This is a genomic window from Cyclobacterium sp. L-R (genome assembly GCF_056859355.1).
Window position 1 is genome coordinate 82,861 of sequence record NZ_JBSXOH010000034.1, and the last position, 19,678, is coordinate 102,538.

The following is a 19,678-nucleotide window of genomic DNA, read 5'->3' on the forward strand; positions in this document are numbered from 1 at the left end:
TGAAAAGGCTATTTATCTTGCATGCCTTTTCCTTCCATAATATTTGGAAGGTATTTATTTATTCGAGACAGCCTGGTCTTTTCTTGCTTTGGTTGTGAAAAATACAAAATATATCCTCTTTGTCTTCCTGGGGTTAATGTATGGAAAGCCAATTTAAAGTCTGGGTTTTCAATGAATTTGACCTTTAATTCCTCGGGGAGGATTTCAGCTGGGTTATGTTCCTTTTCTACCTTTAAACCTGCCTTTTCCACTTCTATGGCTTCAAAAATTAATTTTCGAATGTGCTTCTCATTATCCACTATTTGTTGAACATTGGTGAATTTGATTAATCTAGCAGCTTGGGTGTTTTTGCCAGGTTTTTCTAGGAGATTGTCTACATTGTTGAGTAGTGCTCCTTTAAAAAAACTTACTGAGCAATATTCTTTAAAGGCACTCATTATTAATACATTGCTTTCTGACTTGCTGGTTTTAGGGTTTTGAATTGTATAGCAAGGAACACCCCACTTAATTTTTTCTGTGAGATCACAGCTTAGAATAATTTTTCTTAAAAGCTTCAATTCCTCCCGCCAGTTATTCACCTTGCAATCTGGTGTAGCTCCCAATGGACAACGTCCACAGCCGTCTGCTAAATAATGGTCTACTCCAAGGTTCATTGTTCTCTCTTATTTTTTGAGCTTTCTAAGCAAAGGTCCTGTTAATCATCCAATCCTTTTCCATTAAGGATATTGTGCTTGTATTTTTCTATTCTTGAAGATCGGGTTTTGGATTGCTTTGCTGAGGAAAAATACAATAGATAGGCTCTTTGCCTACCTGGAGTTAGTGATTTAAAGCCAGCGAGTAGTTCAGGGTCTTTATCAAGTTCCTTCTGAAATTCTTCAGGAATGGTATATTCTGTTGTTTTTTTCTTTGGTACAGTTAAGCCTTTTTTCTCAATTGAAATGGCCTCCTTGATTAAAAGTTTTAAGGTTGGTGAAAGCCTTTGGACTTCTTCTTCATTTGTAAACCGCATTTGCCTAGCTGACTGCACATTTTCAGTTTGTTGAACAAGTACCTTGTCAGCATCTTTTAATAATGCTCCTTTAATAAACAATACGGCACAGTACTCCTTAAAAGCATGAATCAATAGAACATTATTGCTTTTTTTGGTGGAGGCGCTTGAGGGCATTGTGTAACATGGAACACCCCATTTCAATTCTTCGGTCAATGGGAATTCCAAAATCACCTTTCTTAATAGGCTCATTTCTGCCTGCCATTTTTTGCCTTTAGCGAAATAAAAATCAACATTAGAATTCATAGATACTGCTGAATTATTTATGACACTCTAAAATATCACAATATATGTTTCTAAACAAAAAATAAAATTTTTGTAGCCCCTATTAATTGAGCTATAATGGGGGATGGTTAATCTGTATTGGAGAAAGAGGCCGTTTTTTCAGGGTAGTTTACTCTCACTTTATCTGGCTAATTTTCAGGGTGAATTCTAATGTTCACTATATATGGACAAAAAAATGGCTTTTCAACTGATTCGAAAAGCCATTTTAATAAAAAGAGTAAATATTGATCAAGGCAATAATTTACTTTTGAAGACCATGAGTTTTTCACGTGTCATTTCGTGCATGGAATAAGGTATTCCCCCCATTCCTTCCCCAGAAGCATCCCTTCCACCAAATGGCATCCAATCTACCCTAAAGGCAGTATGGTCATTTACCATAACGGCGGTAGCATTTAATTTGTGTACTGTATCTAAGGCGATGTCAAGGTCTTTTGTGAAAACGGCAGCTTGAAAATGGAGCTCCAAGCTATTGGCCAAGTCAATGGCTTCATTTCTATCATCGTAGGCATACACACACACAACTGGACCAAATATCTCTTCTTTTGAAACTTTGGCATCATTTGAAGGATTAAGTAATACGGTAGGTTCATAACAAGTATCACTGATTTTTTTACCACCACACAATAGCTCAGCACCGCCTGAAATGGCTTCTTTTACCCATTCATCCACACGGTCCACTTCTCCAGTTTGTATCAATGGCCCAACTTCCGTATCCTTTGCCAATGGGTCGCCAACTTTTAATTTTTTCGCTGCGTCGGCAATGTCTTTAGCCAGCTTTTCTGCTATAGAGCTGTGGGCAAACACCTTCTGTACCGACACACAAACTTGTCCAGCATGGTAAAAACCGCCTTTAACCAATAAAGGCACCATGTCTTCCATAACCGCATCTGGTTCAACTATCACTGGAGCTGCACCTCCATGTTCCAATGCACACCTTGTTCCAGGAGCCATTTTAGATTTAAGTGACCAGCCAACCTTGGCAGAACCTATAAAGGATAGAAAATTGATTCTATGGTCTTTTATTAATTTTTCTGCGAGTTCATTGCTACAGTTGATGGATTGAACCCAGCCCTCTGGTACTCCAGCCTCTTTAAGTATTTCTACCAATGCCAGGCAAGAAAATGGTGTTTTGCTTGCTGGTTTGACGATAACCGGGCAACCTGCTGCAAATGCAGTAACCACTTGATGAACAATCAAGTTTAAAGGATGGTTGAACGCGGACAAGGAAGCTACCACACCAATAGGCTCACGGATGGTAAATGCCAGCCTATTCATTGAAGATTCAGTGATTCCCATAGGGATCTGCCCACCTTTCATATGGGAGATTTCTTCGGTTGCAATTTTCAATCCGTTGATGGCCCTTTTTACTTCTACTTTGGAGTCTTGGTAAGGCTTTCCTCCTTCTTGAGCAGCTTTGTTGGTCAGTTCTTCAATTTTTCCCTCCATTATTGCCCTGGCCTTTTCCAATATAGCAATCCTTTTATGGGCCGGAATCCATTGCTTTCTGTCCTGGAAAAGGACATGAGCGGTTTCTATTATTTTTTCCAACTCTTCCGCGTTGGTCATAGGTAAAGTGCCTATTAGTGTATTGTCATAAGGTGAATATACTTTTAATTCCTCATTCATAACTTAGAAATTTTTTCTTTCAACATTACATTTAAGATCGGGTGGTTTAGAGAATAATCAACTTTTAGGTCGATTACATGTACGCCCGGGTTGTTAAGTGCTTTATCCAGAATTTCTTGTAATTCCTTGTCACTCTCTGGGCGATGACCGTGTGCCCCATAGCTATTGGCATACTGCACGAAGTCAGGGTTTTTAAAGTCTAAACCAAAATCTTTAAAGCCCATGTCTTCTTGTTTCCATTTGATCATGCCATAGGATTCATCATTGAGGATAATTACCACCATGTTTAATCCCAATCGTACTGCTGTTTCCAGTTCCTGAGAATTCATCATAAATCCTCCATCACCGCAAATAGCTACTACTTTTTTGTCTGGGTTTAATAATTTAACACACATGGCAGATGGGAGACCGGCCCCCATGGTTGCCAAAGCATTGTCTAGCAAAAGAGTATTGGGATGATAACAAGTATAATTCCTGGCAAACCAGATTTTATACACTCCATTGTCTAAGGTGATCACATCTTTTTCCCCAAGTTTATTCCTCAGTAAATTGACTAACCTTTGGGGTAAGGTAGGGAAGCGTTCATCTTCAAAATATTTGCTTAGATGTTGAGAAACCTCAGATTTTACTTTTTTGTAAAAATTAAAATCCCAACTTTTAGAAGGTTTTACTGCTTCCGATAATTTCTCAACAGAACTGGTAATATCACCAACAACATTTAATTGTGGGAAATATACCGGGTCTACTTCGGCTGCAGAGAAATTGACATGGATAACTTTTTTACCACCCTGCTTCATAAAGAAAGGAGGTTTCTCAATAACATCATGACCTACATTGATAATTAGGTCAGATTCATCTATGGCAGCATGCACAAAATCATTGCTTGAAAGCGCTGCTGTTCCAAGATATTGTGGGTGTCGCTCATCGATAACCCCTTTTCCCATTTGGGTAGTGAAAAAGTAGATTCCTGTTTTGTCTACAAAATCTGCAAGGGCTTTGCATATCACTTTCCTGTTGGCACCAGCTCCAATTAGCAATAGAGGCATCTTAGCCTTTTGAATCATCTCAGTCGCAGCTAAAATAGCGGCATCGTCCGGTTTGGGCAATAAATGGCTTACCACATCAAATACATGATCATCCACTTCCTCTTGGGCAATGTCTTCCGGTAACTCCAGGTGTACAGCTCCCGGACGTTCTTCAGTGGCCAAGCGAAAAGCTTCCCGAATATTAGAAGCGATTACATTGCCATCTACAATTTGCTTCGTGTATTTGGTGATAGGGCGCATCATATCGACCACATCTATTATCTGAAAGCGTGCTTGCTTACTTTTTTTAATTGGCTTTTGACCAGTTATCATTAACATGGGCATGGCGCCCAATTGAGCGTAAGCTCCAGGAGTAAACAAATTGGTAGCACCTGGACCAAGTGTTGACATACATACCCCTGGTTTTCCTGTTAGCCTTCCGTAGGTGGCCGCCATAAAACCGGCCCCTTGCTCATGTCTGGTTAAAATTAATTTAATCTTTGAATCCGTTAAAGACTCCAGTATATCAAGATTCTCCTCTCCGGGAAGGCCAAAAATATATTCCACACCTTCTTTTTCCAGTGCTTTTACAAATAAATCTGATGCTTTCATACAATAAAAGTTTTTGGTTGTGGTTTCAATTTCAAGATAGAAAAAACCGAGCTTTGGATAAACAATTCATTATCTGTGCAGCCTCAAAAACCAGGCCTATAAATACCAATCATTAGAGAATCAATTATTTTTGCTATTTCAGCAGGAGGTAAATGTTTTATTAAGTAGCGATGTAAGCCATTAGGATCTTCTTTCCAGGAATTGCTTCCATCTTTATTAACAAGAACCTGACCTTTTGGGCTCAACTCCCAATACTTTTTATCAGATATTGCATAAAGAATCGAGGTTTGGTCCCAGCTTTGTCTTCCAGCGTATTCATTAAATAATTTATAGGCAAGGCTTACCGGGTGGTCAGCACTGAGTGCGTGTTTTAGGAAATCTCCACCTGTGATGATCTCATTGCCAATTTCCCAACCTGAAAAAATCACTTCGCCTGGCCAGTTTTTAACTGCAATTAGCGTAGACTCCGGGTCAGGCCGATAGAAATTGGCCTCTTTTCCGCTTGGGAATTGTCCACCCATGCAGGACCAAAGTTTCACCTTCTTTTGAATCAGTTCCTTGCCGGTCAAGGGACTTAAATGATCAGGCTTAGACTCCAATAAGTTTCGCACATTGGTCAAGTGGCCAATACTAATGATGATTACACTATTGTCAGGAGAATTGACCAGTAATTTTCTATAGAGTTGAGTGGCATCCTCAGGTTCTTTCCCTCCCCTTAAAGGGTGGGGAAAACTTGTTGCCAAACTTTTTGTGTATTTGGAAAAACTTCTTAGTGCAATCCCTTTTTCTACCCCAATGGGTACTTCTGGTCTATTGTAAAAAGTATTGATTGCAGCGGCACAGGCAGCAGCATCTTGGTCATCACTAGTTACAACCACACCTAATAGTTTGACTTTTTGATTGTCTTCAAGCGTATGCAGCATGGCTAGTGCACCAACGTCATCTACGTCGGAATCCAAATCCGCATCCAAGATAACGGGGATCTGCGCTTTTAGGGGTAGAGAAATAATAAAAAATAGAATAAAGATTAAATTAATTCGATCGTTCATTGGTTAAAGAGGATGTTTCAATCTGATTTTTATCTGGAAAAAGCAATGACACTATTGGAATACTAATTAAACCACAAAACATGGAGAATGTTCTAAAAGGAAACTCAATTCCCGCAATTGGGTCTTCCATAGGGTAGGGTAAGAATGGGGAAATTCCAAAGATGGGTTCACCGCCACCAAACCTTAAAAATAAACTTATGATTATTCCTGCAATGGCCCCATTTCTATTTGCCTTTTTAAAATATAAAGCCATCACCAATTGAGGAAACAAAACGACATAAACCAAATCGGCACAAAGGTACCAGAGTTCATATACGCTTTGAAGTGTTAAGGCAAGCCAGGTAGAAACCAAACCTATGACCAAAATGGCCAGTCGAATTGAGGTTTTGATTTGTTTGTCTGTGCATGAAGGGTTTATCAATGGCCTGTATAAATTCCAGGTAAACATAGAAGCTGCAGATAATATGGAAGAATCCACAGATGACATTACAGCTGCAGCTACGGCTCCAAGCCCCAATGCTCCAATAATTGGAGGAGTCATTTCTAGCAATACATAGGGCAGGACCATGGTTGGTTCGGGAGCTACGCCTAAGGTAGATTGTGTCCAATCAAAACCAACACCTGCAACCCCGATAAGTATGGCAGGAATGGCCATTAAGGCACAACAAAGCCCACCCAAGATAGATAATCTAACCGCTGATCTATCTGAGTTTGAAGACAAGACCCGCTGAAAATAGACTTGCCAGGGAATTCCTCCCATAATCAAGAGCAAGGCAAAATCCACCCACACCCATATGCTATTTCCCCATGCCGGATCGTTTCCTGTAAAGGCATTTAGACTTGGAAATAAGGTAAAGCCATTGGCTATTTGTTGGTCGTAAATGGTTAATGCGGCATCTAAACCTCCAATTTTATCTAAAGCAAAAGGAATACTTATTCCCAAACCTAGGATAATAAAAATAAGTTGAACTACATCCGTATAGGCTACCGACCACAATCCCCCCATCATGGTATAGCCTATGGCAATACTTGCTGAAACAAGAATTGATGTTTCTAGGTCTAGTTCAAAAATGGTAGCGAAGGTTATGCCCAAAGCAGCGAGAATGGCGGCACTCCAGAAAATCTCACCTATTAGGGCAGGAATAAATAATATTGCAGCGGTTTTTTTACCGTATTTATGTTCGAATACATCGATGAATGTAGTAAAACCAAAGCTTCGGATTTTTTTTGCAAAAAACAATCCACCCAATATTAGGCTTAATGCATAGCCCCAGGGAGCTTGCGCCCAAACTAGGCCTCTTGCACTATCGTATACGGCTTCACTTGTTCCAATGAGGTAACCGCCACCTACCCATGTGGCAGTCATGGTGAAAATCCCGATCCAGGCGGGCATTCGGCGACCAGCTAGTAAAAGTCCTTGCGATGTTTGGTCACCGGATTCTTTTTTGCTGGCATAATATCCAATGTAAAGAATAATTAGATAAAATAGTACTGTTATGAGGATTCCTAAGGTCTTGGTATCGATAACTTTGGTGGTTTAATTTCCGAACCAGTTTAAAGGCGAGGGTTTGAAATTTTGATAAATATGCTTTACTTCTTGAAATTCTTCTAGTCCTGCGTGGCCGAGTTCTCTTCCTTGTCCCGATTGTTTATAACCACCCCATGGTGCCTGAACAAAATAGACGTTGAAGTCATTGACCCAAACAGTACCAAATCGCAATGCTTTTGAAACCCTGGAAACTCTTTGTTGGTCTTGAGACCAAAAGCCAGCGGATAAGCCATAAATGGTGTCATTCGCTTTTTTGATGGCTTCTTCCTCGGTTTCAAATTTTTCCACATGAACCACCGGACCAAATACTTCTTCTTTTACAATGGCCATGTCAGCCGTACAATCAGTGAGCAAAGTTGGTTCATAGAAAAAACCATTTTTCAAAGATTCTTCAGTTGGTCTTTTACCTCCTACAACCAATTTAGCCCCTTCTTTTAGGGCTTTCTGCACGTGGTTTGATACTTTATCTAATTGAGCCTGAGAAATCAGAGGCCCCATTTGGGTGTCATTTTCCATTCCGTTGCCAAGGCGGATATTACTTATCCTCTGTTTTAAGTGTTCTACTACCTTGTCATGTATGGAGGAGGCCACCATTACACGTGTGCCTGCAGAGCAAATCTGGCCTGCATGGAAGAATACCCCATTTAATATAAAGTCAATAGCCGTTTCCCAATCTCCATCTTCAAATAGGATATGGGGGTTTTTGCCTCCCAGTTCTAATGCTACTTTTTTGACATTTCCTGCGGCTGCTTCCATTATCTTTTTCCCTGTAACAATTCCGCCAGTAAAGGAGATCATGTCTACCTCCATACTTTCTGCAAGTTCTGCTCCAATGCTGTGACCAGGCCCCAAAACTGTATTGATAACACCTTTAGGGAAACCTACTTCTTCAGCTAAACTTGTCCATAGAAGCGTTGTAAGTGGAGTGAATTCACTGGGCTTTATTATCATGGTGCATCCTGCAGCAAGGGCTGGGGCAATTTTCCAGGCAGCTTGAAGTAGTGGATAGTTCCAAGGACAAATCATTCCAACCACTCCAATGGGTTCTTTTACCAATAAACTTTGGCTATTGGGATTTGGGCTGGCGATGCTTTCGCCCTCATTTTTATCCGCAAGACCACCATAATACCTGAAAATTCCAGCAATGTCCTCCATGTCCCAGAGACTCTCAGCAAGTGTTTTTCCTGTATTCAGTGTTTCAAGCTCGGCTAGTTTTTCTTTATTTTTCTCAATAAGATCTCCCAATAAATAGACCAACCTTCCGCGTTCTGCAGCAGTCGTATACCGCCAATCTCCTGATTCAAAGGCACTCCTTGCGCTTGAGATTGCTTTTTGAGCATCCTTTCTATCGCCTTCTGCAACAGTGGCTAATGGTTGATTGTCAAATGGGTTGTAAATGGTCCTGACTTCTTTAGAAATAGCCTCTTGCCAAGTGCCGTCAATATATAAATTAGTTGGTTTGATCAATTGAAGAATGGTTTTTAGTTTTGTTCAGGATTGTGCTTGTAGTAAGGGACCTTTTGAGGAGGTTCAGGGCTATTGCCTAACAAAATGTCAGCAGCCTTTTCAGCAATCATTAGCACTGGTGCGTAAATATTTCCATTGGTAATATGGGGCATCACAGATGCATCCACAATGGAAAGGTTGTTAATACCATGAACTTTTAAGTTCGCATCTACCACAGACATGTCGTCATAACCCATCTTGGCAGTACAACTAGGGTGGTAAGCACTTTCACCTTCTTTTGCTACAAAATCAAGTATTTCTTCATCGGTTTCAACCTTAGCTCCAGGTGATAATTCTTTCCCCCGCAACTCATCAAAAGCAGGTTGATTGATAAGATTTCTTGTACACCTGATCGCTTCTATCCATTCTTTTCTCTCTTGTTCTGTGGACAAGTAGTTGAATTTTATTATTGGGTATTTACCTGGATCGGTGGATTTTATTTTTACATGGCCTCTCACATCTGTATTCATTGGACCAACATGTAGTTGGAAACCATGCCCCTCGTTTGGAGCAGAGCCATCGTACCTAATCGCAATTGGAAGAAAGTGATACTGTAAATTGGGATAAGCTACCTCTTTATTTCCGCGGATAAATCCTCCTGCTTCAAAATGGTTGCTTGCACCCACACCAGTTCCTTTAAACAGCCACTCAAGTCCAATCTTGGGTTGGTTATAGAATTTTAAGGAAGGGTAGAGGCTAACAGGTTTTTTTGCGGCCCATTGTACATACACTTCCAGGTGATCTTGTAAGTTTTCACCCACACCTTTTAGGTCGGCTACTACAGGAATTCCTAATTTTTTTAGCTCATTGGCATTACCTATTCCGGAAAGTTGCAAGACCTGAGGGGTATTGATTGCTCCACCGCAGCAAATTACCTGTGCTCCGTAAGCCTGCTCATTTTTTCCATTTTTTAAATAATCTACTCCAATGGCAGTATTTCCTTCAAATAGGATATTACTTACCGTTGACTTGAGATGTATGGTTAAGTTTTTACGGTCTTTTATAGGGTGCACATAGGCCCTTGCAGCATTCCACCTTTTCCCTTTATAAATGGTGGCGTCAAATTTCCCAAAACCTTCCTGTTGATACCCGTTGACATCGTCAGTGAGTGGGTATCCAGCTTCTTGAACGGATTCAAAAAATGCTTTAAATAGTGGGTTGTCGCACTTAGGAGTAGTTAGGTAAAGTGGACCTTTATCACCTCTGTAGGTGTCACCACCTATAAGTCGGTTTTCTAATCGTTTGAAGTAGGGGAGACAATGCTCAAAGCTCCAGTTTTCAAGTCCTTCTTCCCTGGCCCATTTTTCATAATCCATGGCATTGCCACGAATAAAGATCATCCCATTAATAACACTGGACCCTCCCAATACCTTTCCACGAGGTTGGAAAATCCTTCTATTGTGCATAAAAGGTTCAGGTTCTGATTCGTATCCCCAGTTGTAGAAATTGTTGGTTAGGGGATAAGTTAAAGCAGCAGGCATTTGAATTCGAAAATCCCAACCGTGGTCAGGTCTTCCAGCTTCTATAACAAGAACTTTATTAGAGGGGTCTTTACTTAATCTATTGGCCAGTACACTGCCTGCAGAACCTCCACCAATAATTATAAAATCATATTTTTCTTTGGACTTTTTCATGAAGGATTGTTGGCCTGCCAAAAAAAAGTAATTGCTGCTTTAAGTTAATTTTTAAGCAGCAATTACTATTGTTTGAACATGTATGTTTTATTTTCCTTTTGGGACAATTTTAACTATCCCTTTTCCGTCTATTCCGGCGTAAATTATTCCGTCAGGACCCAGGACAACATTTCTAACTCGTCCTAAACCATCAATAACTTTTTCTCTTTTGGTAACCTTGTTGTTTTTAATTGTAAGTTTCTCTAAGTATCCAAACTTCAAAGAACCAACTAAAAAGTCTCCCTCCCAAGCTGGGTATTTGCTGTTTGAAATAAAGGCAAATCCACTTGGAGCAATAGAAGGCACCCAATAGTAAAGTGGTTGCTCCATGCCTGGTTTAGCTGTTTCTTCTGACAATATGCTTCCATCATAATTGATCCCGTAAGTGATTTCAGGCCAGCCAAAATTAGCCCCTTTTTTCACTATATTGATTTCGTCACCTCCTTTAGGACCATGTTCGTTTACCCATACAGCTCCAGTTTTTGGGTGTACAATCATACCTTGTGGATTTCTATGTCCAAATGAATAGATGGCTTTTTTTGCGCCAGATTCATTGTAAAAAGGATTGTCTTCAGGTACTCTTCCATCATCGTAAAGTCGATAAACTTTACCACCGTCTCGAGTGATATCCTGTGGGTTCTCAAATTTCGCTCCCCTTTCTCCTATGGAGAAATACAAGTAGCCTTCTTTATCAAAAGCGATTCTAGAACCATAATGCTGACCTGCTTCTGAATTTGGCGAGGCTTTATATAATCTCTCAAAATTAACCAATTGAGTACCATTCAATTGTCCACGTCCTATGGCAGTGTGTGCTCCTTTTTCAGGGCCTCTTGAAGATGCATAAGAAATATAAACGTATTTGTTGTTTTCAAAGTCAGGGTGTAAAACCACGTCAAGAAGTCCTCCTTGACCTTTTGCCCATATTTCAGGCAATCCCGTAATACTTGTTTTCTTTCCATTTTTGAAATGTACTAAATCTCCTGATTTCTCAGAGATAAGCATACTTCCATCAGGCAAAATCGCTAATCCCCAAGGGATATTGAAGCCATCGACTACTGTTTCTATATCATAAGCATTCCATTCTGGATCCGTAACTTCGGGGCCATTGGGAGGTGTTTGACCCATACAGGTCACATACGAACTGATCACCAAAAGGGTAAGTAATAATGATTTCATAAAGTATAAGTAAATAATGGAATAGGATAGATTTATTTTGGTATTTAAATGGCTAATTTAAATTTAAAAATGCTCCAAAACAAGTTTTAATCTAGCAGTTCAAATTGCAACCTTAGTATCCTGTCCGTTAGATTTTCAGAGCTAATGTTGTTTCGACTAAGCCTGTCCACCATTATGGGAAAGGCAAATGGACTTAATTTTTTAGTGTTGATAAGGTTGATTTCATGTTTGTTAATCCTCTCAATAACCTGAAAAAGCCTGTTTTTTTCCATCTGAATTTGCATGACTTCCTGCTGTGCTTGTTGTAGCAAGAGGTTGTCAGGATCGTAGCTTTCAAATACCCCATATATAATTCCTGAGCTTGCCTGTAGGTGTTTGGTAGGAACGCTTTTTCCTGGATAACCTTGAAAAACCAAACCCGCAATTGCAGCAATCTCCCTAAAACGCCTTTTACCCATTTCGCTTTCATTAATACTTGCAAAAATGTCATCCATCAAATTTTGCCTTCGAAACAAATCCCCTTCTAGACTATCTTCAATGGGAATTGGACTATCCGAGAGCAATTCAAATCCATAATCATTCATTGCAATGCTGAGGCTGATGGGATGACTTATGCTGATTCGGTAAGCCACTAGTGCTGCAAGAATCTCGTGGACAAACCTTCCCTCAAAAGGGTAAAAAAAGACGTGGTAGCCTTCTTTACTTTTGCATTTTTCTATTAATAATGATTGTTGATTTGGTACTTCAGAGAGGTTTTTTTGAAGTTGTAGGATAGGTAGTATGGTTTTCAATTCAATGGAATCAAGGTGATCATCTGAGGCATTTTGTAACTCCTGACGAATCATGTATGCCAGTCTTGATGAAAGAGGCATTCTTCCACCCATCCATCTTGGAATGGTTCCTGTTTTCTTTTTAGAATTTCTTACCAAAGCCTTCATTTCCTTTACCTTAATGAATTCGAGGTTTCTACCGGCAAACCAAAATGCATCCCCAGGTTTTAATTTGGTGATAAAACTTTCTTCTACAGAACCTATATAACCTCCTGTAATGAACTTGACTTGAATCATGGGATCACTTACAATTGTGCCTATAGAAAGCCTATGGCGCATGGCGATTTTTCTGTCCACTACTTGGTAAAGGCCTTCTTCAGAGATTTTTACCTTGGAGAACTCTTCATAACTTCCCAATGCTTTTCCTCCAACTGTTATGAATGCCAACATCCAATCAAATTTTTCTCTAGTAAGGTTTCGAAAGGAAAAACAACTTTTCATTAATAGATAGGCCTTTTCGGATTTAAACCCATCTCCTAATGCAAGGGTGACCAAAAATTGCACGCCTACATCGTAGCAGTCTTCCATGGGAATCTGGTCTTCGAATTCCCCTTTGTCTATGGCTTTCCTTAATGCACTTGCCTCTATTAATTCCAAAGAATGGGTAGGCACAAAGAATATTTTACTGGTAGCACCGGGTTCGTGGCCAGATCTACCTGCCCGCTGAACGAACCTGGTTACTCCCTTTGGCCCGCCAATTTGTATTACCGTATCCACGGGTCTGAAGTCAACCCCAAGATCCAAACTGCTTGTACATACCACAAGTTTTAATTTCTTTTCATGAAGGGCATTTTCCACCCACTCTCTTACTTGAGGATCCAGAGAACCATGGTGCATGGCCATTACACCTGCCCAGTCTGGCTTGGCTTCTAATATTTTTTGATACCAAATTTCTGTTTGGGCACGAGTATTTGTGAAGAGCAGCACAGTTTGGCTTTTCTCTATTATAGGAATGATTTTAGGAAGTAATTTTACTCCCAAATGTCCTGCCCAAGGGTATTTTTCCACCTCATCAGGTAACACAGAACTTACTTTGATCTTTTTCTTTAACTTACTTCTAACGATTAGGACAGGCGCTTGAGGACCTATCAATACTTGGTGTGCCTGAGACAGATTACCAATCGTAGCTGAAATCCCCCAAACCTTTATAGATGTCTTTGCAATAGTCCTTAAGTAACTTATGGCCAGCTGAATTTGAACCCCTCGTTTATTTGCTAATAATTCGTGCCATTCGTCCACTATTATTGCTTTCAGGTTTTGGAACAATAATCCATTTCCTTTTTGTGCAATTAATAGATGAAGGCTTTCAGGAGTTGTAATCAAGCACTCTGGCATGGATCTTTTTTGCTGCTGTCTTTGGGCTGCAGATGTATCGCCATTTCGCACAGCCACTCTCCAAGCTAAGCCGGTCTCTGAACATACCTCCTTCATGGCTTGGCCAATGTCCTGTGCCAATGCCCTTAATGGTGTTACCCAAATTACTTGCAAACCGTTCTTTCTAGGCTTTTTCCAACTGTCGGGATACTGGTTGACATATTCCTGTAATACAGGTATCCACAGTGCCATTGTTTTCCCGCTACCTGTAGGGGCATTCAATAGACCACTTTCTCCTGCTAGATAATTTTTTAGGCAAGCTTTCTGGAAATCGTAGGGAGTTCTGTTTTTTAAGGAATACCAATCTTTTACCCATTCATTCTTCATATATCTTAACTCCTATAAGTGAAGCGCTATGCCTAATAATAAAAAAGGTTTTACCTAAACTATGCAATATTCAGCAGTATATGTAATGTATGCCAAGCAAATTCAGGTAGCTCTTTTTTCTTCGGCTATAGAGTTGAAAATTTCGAAAAACACATCCAATTTTACAGTATTGTGCCTTTTCTTTAAAACCAACTTCAATTCTGCTTTGAAAACACAATTTGTTTGTGAATGTTTATTCTATTTCGAGTAAGTTTCTAGAGTAGAGAAAATTGGGCCAAAAAGATGCAACTACCAAAATAAGGTATTGGAAATAGAGTCAATTTAGTTTGGTATTGACAAAGTTAATGAGTCATAGGTTTTATTTTGCTCATTTTATATTACCCCAAGTGTCAATAAAACAATTTCAAGGTTTTAAAAAAAAATCTAATTAATTACCAATAATAAAATTATTGGCCTTTTAAGTTTATGAGCGAGCGGCATGATGTATCACCGCTCGCTCATAGACTTTTAATAAACGGATGTTTCTATAAGACATTTCGTTAAATCAGCTTTTTTAACCTTTTTTTACAAACTCAGATTTTAAAGCCATTGACCCAAAACCTGCAATTTTACAATCGATATTATGGTCGCCATCTGTTAGTCGAATGTTTTTCACTTTTGTACCTGCTTTTATTGGTTGAGGGTAACCTTTTACGGGTAAATTCTTCAATACAATTACAGAATCTCCATCTACCAAAACATTGCCATTAGCATCTTTTACTTCTGTACCAGAATCTGTTGTTTCTGTTTCTTCGGGATTCCATTCATGTCCGCATTCAGGACAAGATAATAGTAGGCCTCCTGTAGAATAGGTAAACTTAGATTCACATTTTGGGCAAGGTGGGAATTCGGACATGATTTCATAAATTTGATTTTGGCGCAATTAAAGGATAATATTTCTATTTGTCCATGAATTTATTGTGAATTATTGAATTTTGTTTTAAGTCAAAATAGACGAGTATCCTTCTGTTTCGTGAGGAAAAAATATTTAATTCAGTTGTTTATTCTGTTTTTTTCTTAAGGTAGTGTCTTAACGGATTCTTTACAAATAGCCTGAACTTAATTAGTTTATGTAAAGTTCGAATGAAACAGGGGGAGCCTATAGTTTAAGTTGAGTTTATCACTTTTTCTTGTTTTTCCCAAGCCAGAAAATAAATCCAGTTATAGGTAGGGAGGCACCTATAAGCGATGCTAAAAACACAAGCATTCTTCCTGGAAGTCCCAAAATGTCTCCTAAATGAACTCCATAGACCATGGCGTTAATAGTGTTGAAAGTGCTGTTTTCACTAGATAATCCATATAAAAATTTTCCTTGAATAGGGGCTCCGCTGTATTGATCATGATAAAAATGATTGATAGCATTTAACCCTTTATTGGGATCAATAACGGAAATATGGATGGCTTCTTTTTTGCCATGAGGAACATTAATTCTTACTTGAGAATTAGAAAATTCAGTATGGTATTTTTCAATCAGCATGTTTAAAATTTTGTTGGGATCTGAACCTTGATCGGTAGTTGGGATCAGAGAACTTGGGCTTTCATAGCTCATTTCATTTTCACCACTTATTTCTTTGGTTACATCTTTCACCACCTTAAAACCCCAAAAGAGTCCTGTGATAATGCTAAAAATAAGGATCCAAGTGGCATAAAATCCCAGAACATTGTGTAGATCATAATTTAACTTCTTTGGAGAAACGGACCATTTAATGCTGAATTTTTCTTTTTTTGGCCAGCCTCGTAGTGGCCACCACAATACCAGGCCAGAAATCAGCATTGGTAGCGCCAATAAGGTTACCCAATGAACAATTTCTCTACCTATGTCTCCAAGTAAAAGATTGCGATGTAAGTTTTTCAAATGGTTTAGCCATCCCTTTTTCATGTCTTGTAAGTGGATAAGCTCAGCCGTATATGGATTGATTTGGGCCAGGAAATAGGTGCCTGGAACATACAATAAAACCTCGATACTACTTTCTTGGTCGCGATAGAGTGCAGTGCGGAAATCGCCTTCCGGGAAGGCTTGTTGCATGGTGTTTCTTAATGTCGAAATATCAACAAAAGGTTTGTCTTGTTTCTCTACCTCGTGCTGATAAATTATCCGGCTTACTTCAGGTTCCCAAGTGTATAGTGCTCCGGAAAGTGCTATAATCGAGAATAGAAAACCTGTTCCCAAACCAATTATCAGGTGTATTTTAGCAAGGACTTTTCTAATGGACATGAATGAATAAAGTTTAAAATGATAGGGGTGATTTATTTTAAGCCAAGACATGCAAAAGCGACTTTGTCCTTCGTAGGTATAGGTTCATTATCCGTCAATCATTGCGGTTTTGGCAGAAGTCCCAGCAGTGTTGGGAAAACTGATTTTTTTGCGAATACATTACCTTATAACCTATTATCAGGAAAAGAAGGGTGAATTTCTTTGCAGAATAGGAGTTTAAAGCTTTGAATGTAAATATTTTTTTTTAGAATTCTGTTTTGGCATGGCTATTCTTTCGATTAAACCTGTGGTTTCAAAATGGAGGAACAGTTGACATAAATTTGCAAAAACAGGAAAGTATTTATTCGATTTTGCTCGTATTGAAGTATTTATTTCAGAAAAGCACAATGTTTAAATACAAAAACCACAGGCTTGTTCCTGTGGTTTTTTTTAGATTAAATACCTTGGAAGTAAGTCGACTAATGTAGTTTATTTTACAGGTGTCAATACGATATTTCGGTAACTTACATTCCCATGATCCCCTTGCAAATAGATAGGGCCAGCAGATAGTACATCAGCACTCATGGCTCCACCTGTAGGTCCCCAAGCAGGTTGGTTGTCAATGATTTTTTTACCATTTAATATTACCGTCACATGTCGGTCTACTAAAGTGATATCCATTGTTTGCCATTCACCTGCTTGTTTTTCTGCGGCTTGGCTAGGTTGTATACGACTGTACAATGCGCCCATGTTGTGCGAATCCAAGTCATTTCCATAGGAGTCTACCACCTGAATTTCATAAATTCCCCTTAGATAAACACCACTGTTATTTCCTTTGGGTACATTTACCTCAAGTTTGAGGTTGAAATCTTTGAATTCCTGCTTGGTACGGATGTTTCCATAAGATATGTGTTTTCCATTTTCAGGTTGCACCGGATCGTTAACCAATATTCCATTTTCTACTTTGAAACCATTTTTTTGTTTGGGATTCATCAATTCCCAACCTGTTAGGTCTTTCTTATTGAACAAGGAAATGGGTTGCCCATAAACTACCTTTGAAAGGTCTGGTTTGGCTGGCATGGCAGGCATAGGGAACCCAGTGAAATTTGCCACATATTCTCCGTTTCTTCGTGGGCCTGACATGGTTCCTTTTAAAGTGTTTCCAGTCTTTTCTATTCTAAGGGTATTGGTAATGGTATGGCTTCGCTCATCACTTTTCTTTGAAATATTGGTTCTAGTGACTACGAGTGTGTTTTCATTTGCCAAATATACATTGGATACGGGCAGGACACTTCCACCAATCCATAGGAGCTCAGCATCTAAAAAACCCTGATCCTCATGCACATGAAGCCATCCGACTCCTCCTCCTTCAATTTCCAGACCCCACATGCCCAGAAAAGGATTGGCCAACTGATTGTTTGAAAGGGTATTGCCATGGCTGTGAACGACAATAAATAATAATAATAAAAATGAACTTATGACATTTTTCATTGCGTGTTAATTTTGAGTTGTTTCTTAAAGCTATTTTCCAATTTCAACATGGAAATATTGAAAGTAAATAATTATTTCTATTCTTGAACGATTTTTTCTCAATAAATACTTTTGCCTCTGCTTGATAGCAATGATACATTACTGTATTGGCCTATAAAAAATCCCAGAGAACAGTGCTGGGTACAGCATATATAATTGCCTCGAAAATCTAATGCTAATTGCTCTATATGTTCTTTTTCTCATGTGATTTTAGGTAAGAAGCTGTTTTTTTTGAATTCTAAAAAAAGAAATAATGGCATAGTTTACTTTAAATATTTATATTCAATTTGGAAAAAAATGAATAGTATGAAACAATCTAGAAGAGCATTTCTAAAAAACAGCACTTTGACAGTAGCAGGTTTAGGGATGATGCACTCAGCTTATTCCGGTTTACCCAATTTTTCGACCAATGATAAAATCAATATTGGCTTGATTGGGGCTAGAAGCAAAGGCTTTAATATTTTACACCACATGATGAAAACGGGCCAGGTAAACTGTCTTGGGATTTGTGATGTCGATCAGAACGTTCTGGAGAAAAGATTGGTAGATATAAAAGATGAATTTAAACAAACGCCGAAAGGTTATGGAGATTTTAGGCAATTGCTTGATAACCAAGAAATAGATGCTGTTATTATTGGTACTCCAGACCATTGGCATTGCTTGATTACGGTGTATGCCTGTCAGGCAGGTAAAGATGTATATGTGGAAAAACCCTTGGCAAACAGTATTGCTGAGTGTAATGTGATGGTGGCCGCAGCCAATAAATACAATAGGGTAGTGCAGGTTGGCCAACAGCAAAGAAGTGGTGAAGTATGGAATAGTGCCATGCAACACATCCATTCAGGAGGAATTGGAGAGATTAAGAAAGTGAATGTTTGGGCCAATTTTCCTTATGGTATGGGTTCAAGTAAAGTACCTAATCAGTCGGTTCCGGAAGGATTGGATTATGCGCTTTGGCAAGGTCCAGCAGAAAAAAGAGCTTATAACCCCAATCATGTGCACGGTAGTTGGAGGCATTTTTGGGATTATGGAGGAGGCTTGATGACTGATTGGGGAGTTCACTTGGTGGACATGGCACTTTGGGCTAAGAAAATAAGCCATGAACCCAAAACTGTGCTTGCTTCTGCTGCCAATTACAATATGGATACTTATTACCGTGAGACTTATGAAATGATGGATGTGAGTTACCCCATGGAGGATTATATGATTCATTGGTCGCATACGGCGGGAATACAAACAGGTCCCTATGACAAAGCCTATGGGGTGGAATTCGTAGGTGAAAAAGGTGTTCTTTTAGCAGATAGAGGTGATTGGAGTATTAGGCTAGGAGACAAAGGAGAAAGTGAAAAAGCCACGTTTTTGGCCAAGGAAAAGTTTGACTTTAAAGGGAAGAGCGATATGGAAATTCATGTGCTGAATTTCCTAGACTGTGTAAGAAGTAGAGGTATTACCAATTGCCCAATTGAAACAGGTAGAAATGTAGCTCTTTATGCTCATATGGGAAATATTGCGGCCAGGTCTGGTACCCAATATTTGAATTGGAATGAAGCCGCTGGTAAGTTTAATGGGAATAAGGTAGCAAATCAATTCATTGCACCCGAATACCATGGGGAATGGGAATTCCCAAAAGTGTAGTTTGCTGCTATACATGAAAATTACTTTTAGTAATTCTCCTTTTTTCTAAATGTAAATTAAACCCGAAATATGCAATAGACAATCTATTACGTGCTGAAATCGCTTTAAAATCAGCCACTTCGTTGCTGTTTTCAATTTCACCATAGCGGTGCTATGCTAAAATCTCCAAACAGCCTGATTTTCTTGCAATTGCAACACTT

General features: G+C 39.2%; 14 protein-coding genes. 1 reads left to right on the top strand and 13 read right to left on the bottom strand.

The features are described 5' to 3' along the window. Window positions 1-8: 8 nt before the first annotated feature. The 13 genes from AC13EX_RS03265 to AC13EX_RS03325 form a co-directional block, all read right to left on the bottom strand. Entirely contained in the window at window positions 9-653 is a 645-nt protein-coding gene (locus tag AC13EX_RS03265; protein ID WP_482891528.1) for a YdeI/OmpD-associated family protein, read from the bottom strand. A gap of 41 nt (window positions 654-694) precedes the next feature. Next, window positions 695-1,294 carry a YdeI/OmpD-associated family protein gene (locus tag AC13EX_RS03270; protein ID WP_482891529.1) on the bottom strand — a complete coding sequence of 200 codons (600 nt, stop codon included), beginning with the start codon at window positions 1,292-1,294 and terminating at the stop codon, window positions 695-697. A gap of 267 nt (window positions 1,295-1,561) precedes the next feature. Further along, window positions 1,562-2,959 (bottom strand): aldehyde dehydrogenase family protein, encoded by a 1,398-nt coding sequence (locus AC13EX_RS03275; protein ID WP_048644032.1) that lies wholly within the window; start codon window positions 2,957-2,959, stop codon window positions 1,562-1,564. Further along, window positions 2,956-4,596, bottom strand: coding sequence for an acetolactate synthase large subunit (locus AC13EX_RS03280; protein ID WP_048644031.1), 1,641 nt, complete (start codon window positions 4,594-4,596; stop codon window positions 2,956-2,958). The genes AC13EX_RS03275 and AC13EX_RS03280 overlap by 4 nt, the downstream gene beginning before the upstream one ends. 83 nt (window positions 4,597-4,679) lie before the next feature. Then, a complete protein-coding gene (locus tag AC13EX_RS03285; protein ID WP_339713858.1) occupies window positions 4,680-5,645 on the bottom strand; it encodes a nucleoside hydrolase in 966 nt (321 codons plus the stop codon). Beyond that, window positions 5,629-7,170: a sodium:solute symporter family transporter gene (locus AC13EX_RS03290; protein WP_048644029.1), complete on the bottom strand. Its 1,542-nt coding sequence runs from the start codon at window positions 7,168-7,170 to the stop codon at window positions 5,629-5,631. The genes AC13EX_RS03285 and AC13EX_RS03290 overlap by 17 nt, the downstream gene beginning before the upstream one ends. Window positions 7,171-7,182: 12 nt before the next feature. Then, window positions 7,183-8,661, bottom strand: a complete 1,479-nt coding sequence (locus tag AC13EX_RS03295; protein WP_482891530.1) for an aldehyde dehydrogenase family protein — start codon at window positions 8,659-8,661, stop codon at window positions 7,183-7,185. Window positions 8,662-8,675: 14 nt separating this feature from the next. After that, window positions 8,676-10,334 (bottom strand): choline dehydrogenase, encoded by a 1,659-nt coding sequence (gene betA / locus AC13EX_RS03300; RefSeq protein ID WP_482891531.1) that lies wholly within the window; start codon window positions 10,332-10,334, stop codon window positions 8,676-8,678. A gap of 87 nt (window positions 10,335-10,421) precedes the next feature. Continuing rightward, on the bottom strand, window positions 10,422-11,549 hold the full coding sequence (locus AC13EX_RS03305; RefSeq protein ID WP_048644026.1) for a PQQ-dependent sugar dehydrogenase: 1,128 nt from the start codon (window positions 11,547-11,549) through the stop codon (window positions 10,422-10,424). A gap of 86 nt (window positions 11,550-11,635) precedes the next feature. Beyond that, on the bottom strand, window positions 11,636-14,080 hold the full coding sequence (locus tag AC13EX_RS03310) for a ligase-associated DNA damage response DEXH box helicase (RefSeq protein ID WP_482891532.1): 2,445 nt from the start codon (window positions 14,078-14,080) through the stop codon (window positions 11,636-11,638). A gap of 553 nt (window positions 14,081-14,633) precedes the next feature. Further along, the gene (locus tag AC13EX_RS03315; protein ID WP_048644024.1) at window positions 14,634-14,975 is read right to left on the bottom strand and encodes a zinc ribbon domain-containing protein YjdM; all 342 of its coding nucleotides are present in this window, start codon (window positions 14,973-14,975) and stop codon (window positions 14,634-14,636) included. A 264-nt stretch (window positions 14,976-15,239) separates the two neighbouring features. Further along, window positions 15,240-16,334 (bottom strand): PepSY-associated TM helix domain-containing protein, encoded by a 1,095-nt coding sequence (locus AC13EX_RS03320; protein ID WP_048644716.1) that lies wholly within the window; start codon window positions 16,332-16,334, stop codon window positions 15,240-15,242. Window positions 16,335-16,802: 468 nt separating this feature from the next. Continuing rightward, on the bottom strand, window positions 16,803-17,804 hold the full coding sequence (locus AC13EX_RS03325) for a 3-keto-disaccharide hydrolase (RefSeq protein WP_482891533.1): 1,002 nt from the start codon (window positions 17,802-17,804) through the stop codon (window positions 16,803-16,805). A gap of 345 nt (window positions 17,805-18,149) precedes the next feature. On the opposite strand from AC13EX_RS03325, the gene AC13EX_RS03330 reads away from it, so the two are divergent. Further along, window positions 18,150-19,478 carry a Gfo/Idh/MocA family protein gene (locus AC13EX_RS03330; RefSeq protein WP_482891534.1) on the top strand — a complete coding sequence of 443 codons (1,329 nt, stop codon included), beginning with the start codon at window positions 18,150-18,152 and terminating at the stop codon, window positions 19,476-19,478. Window positions 19,479-19,678 lie beyond the last annotated feature (200 nt).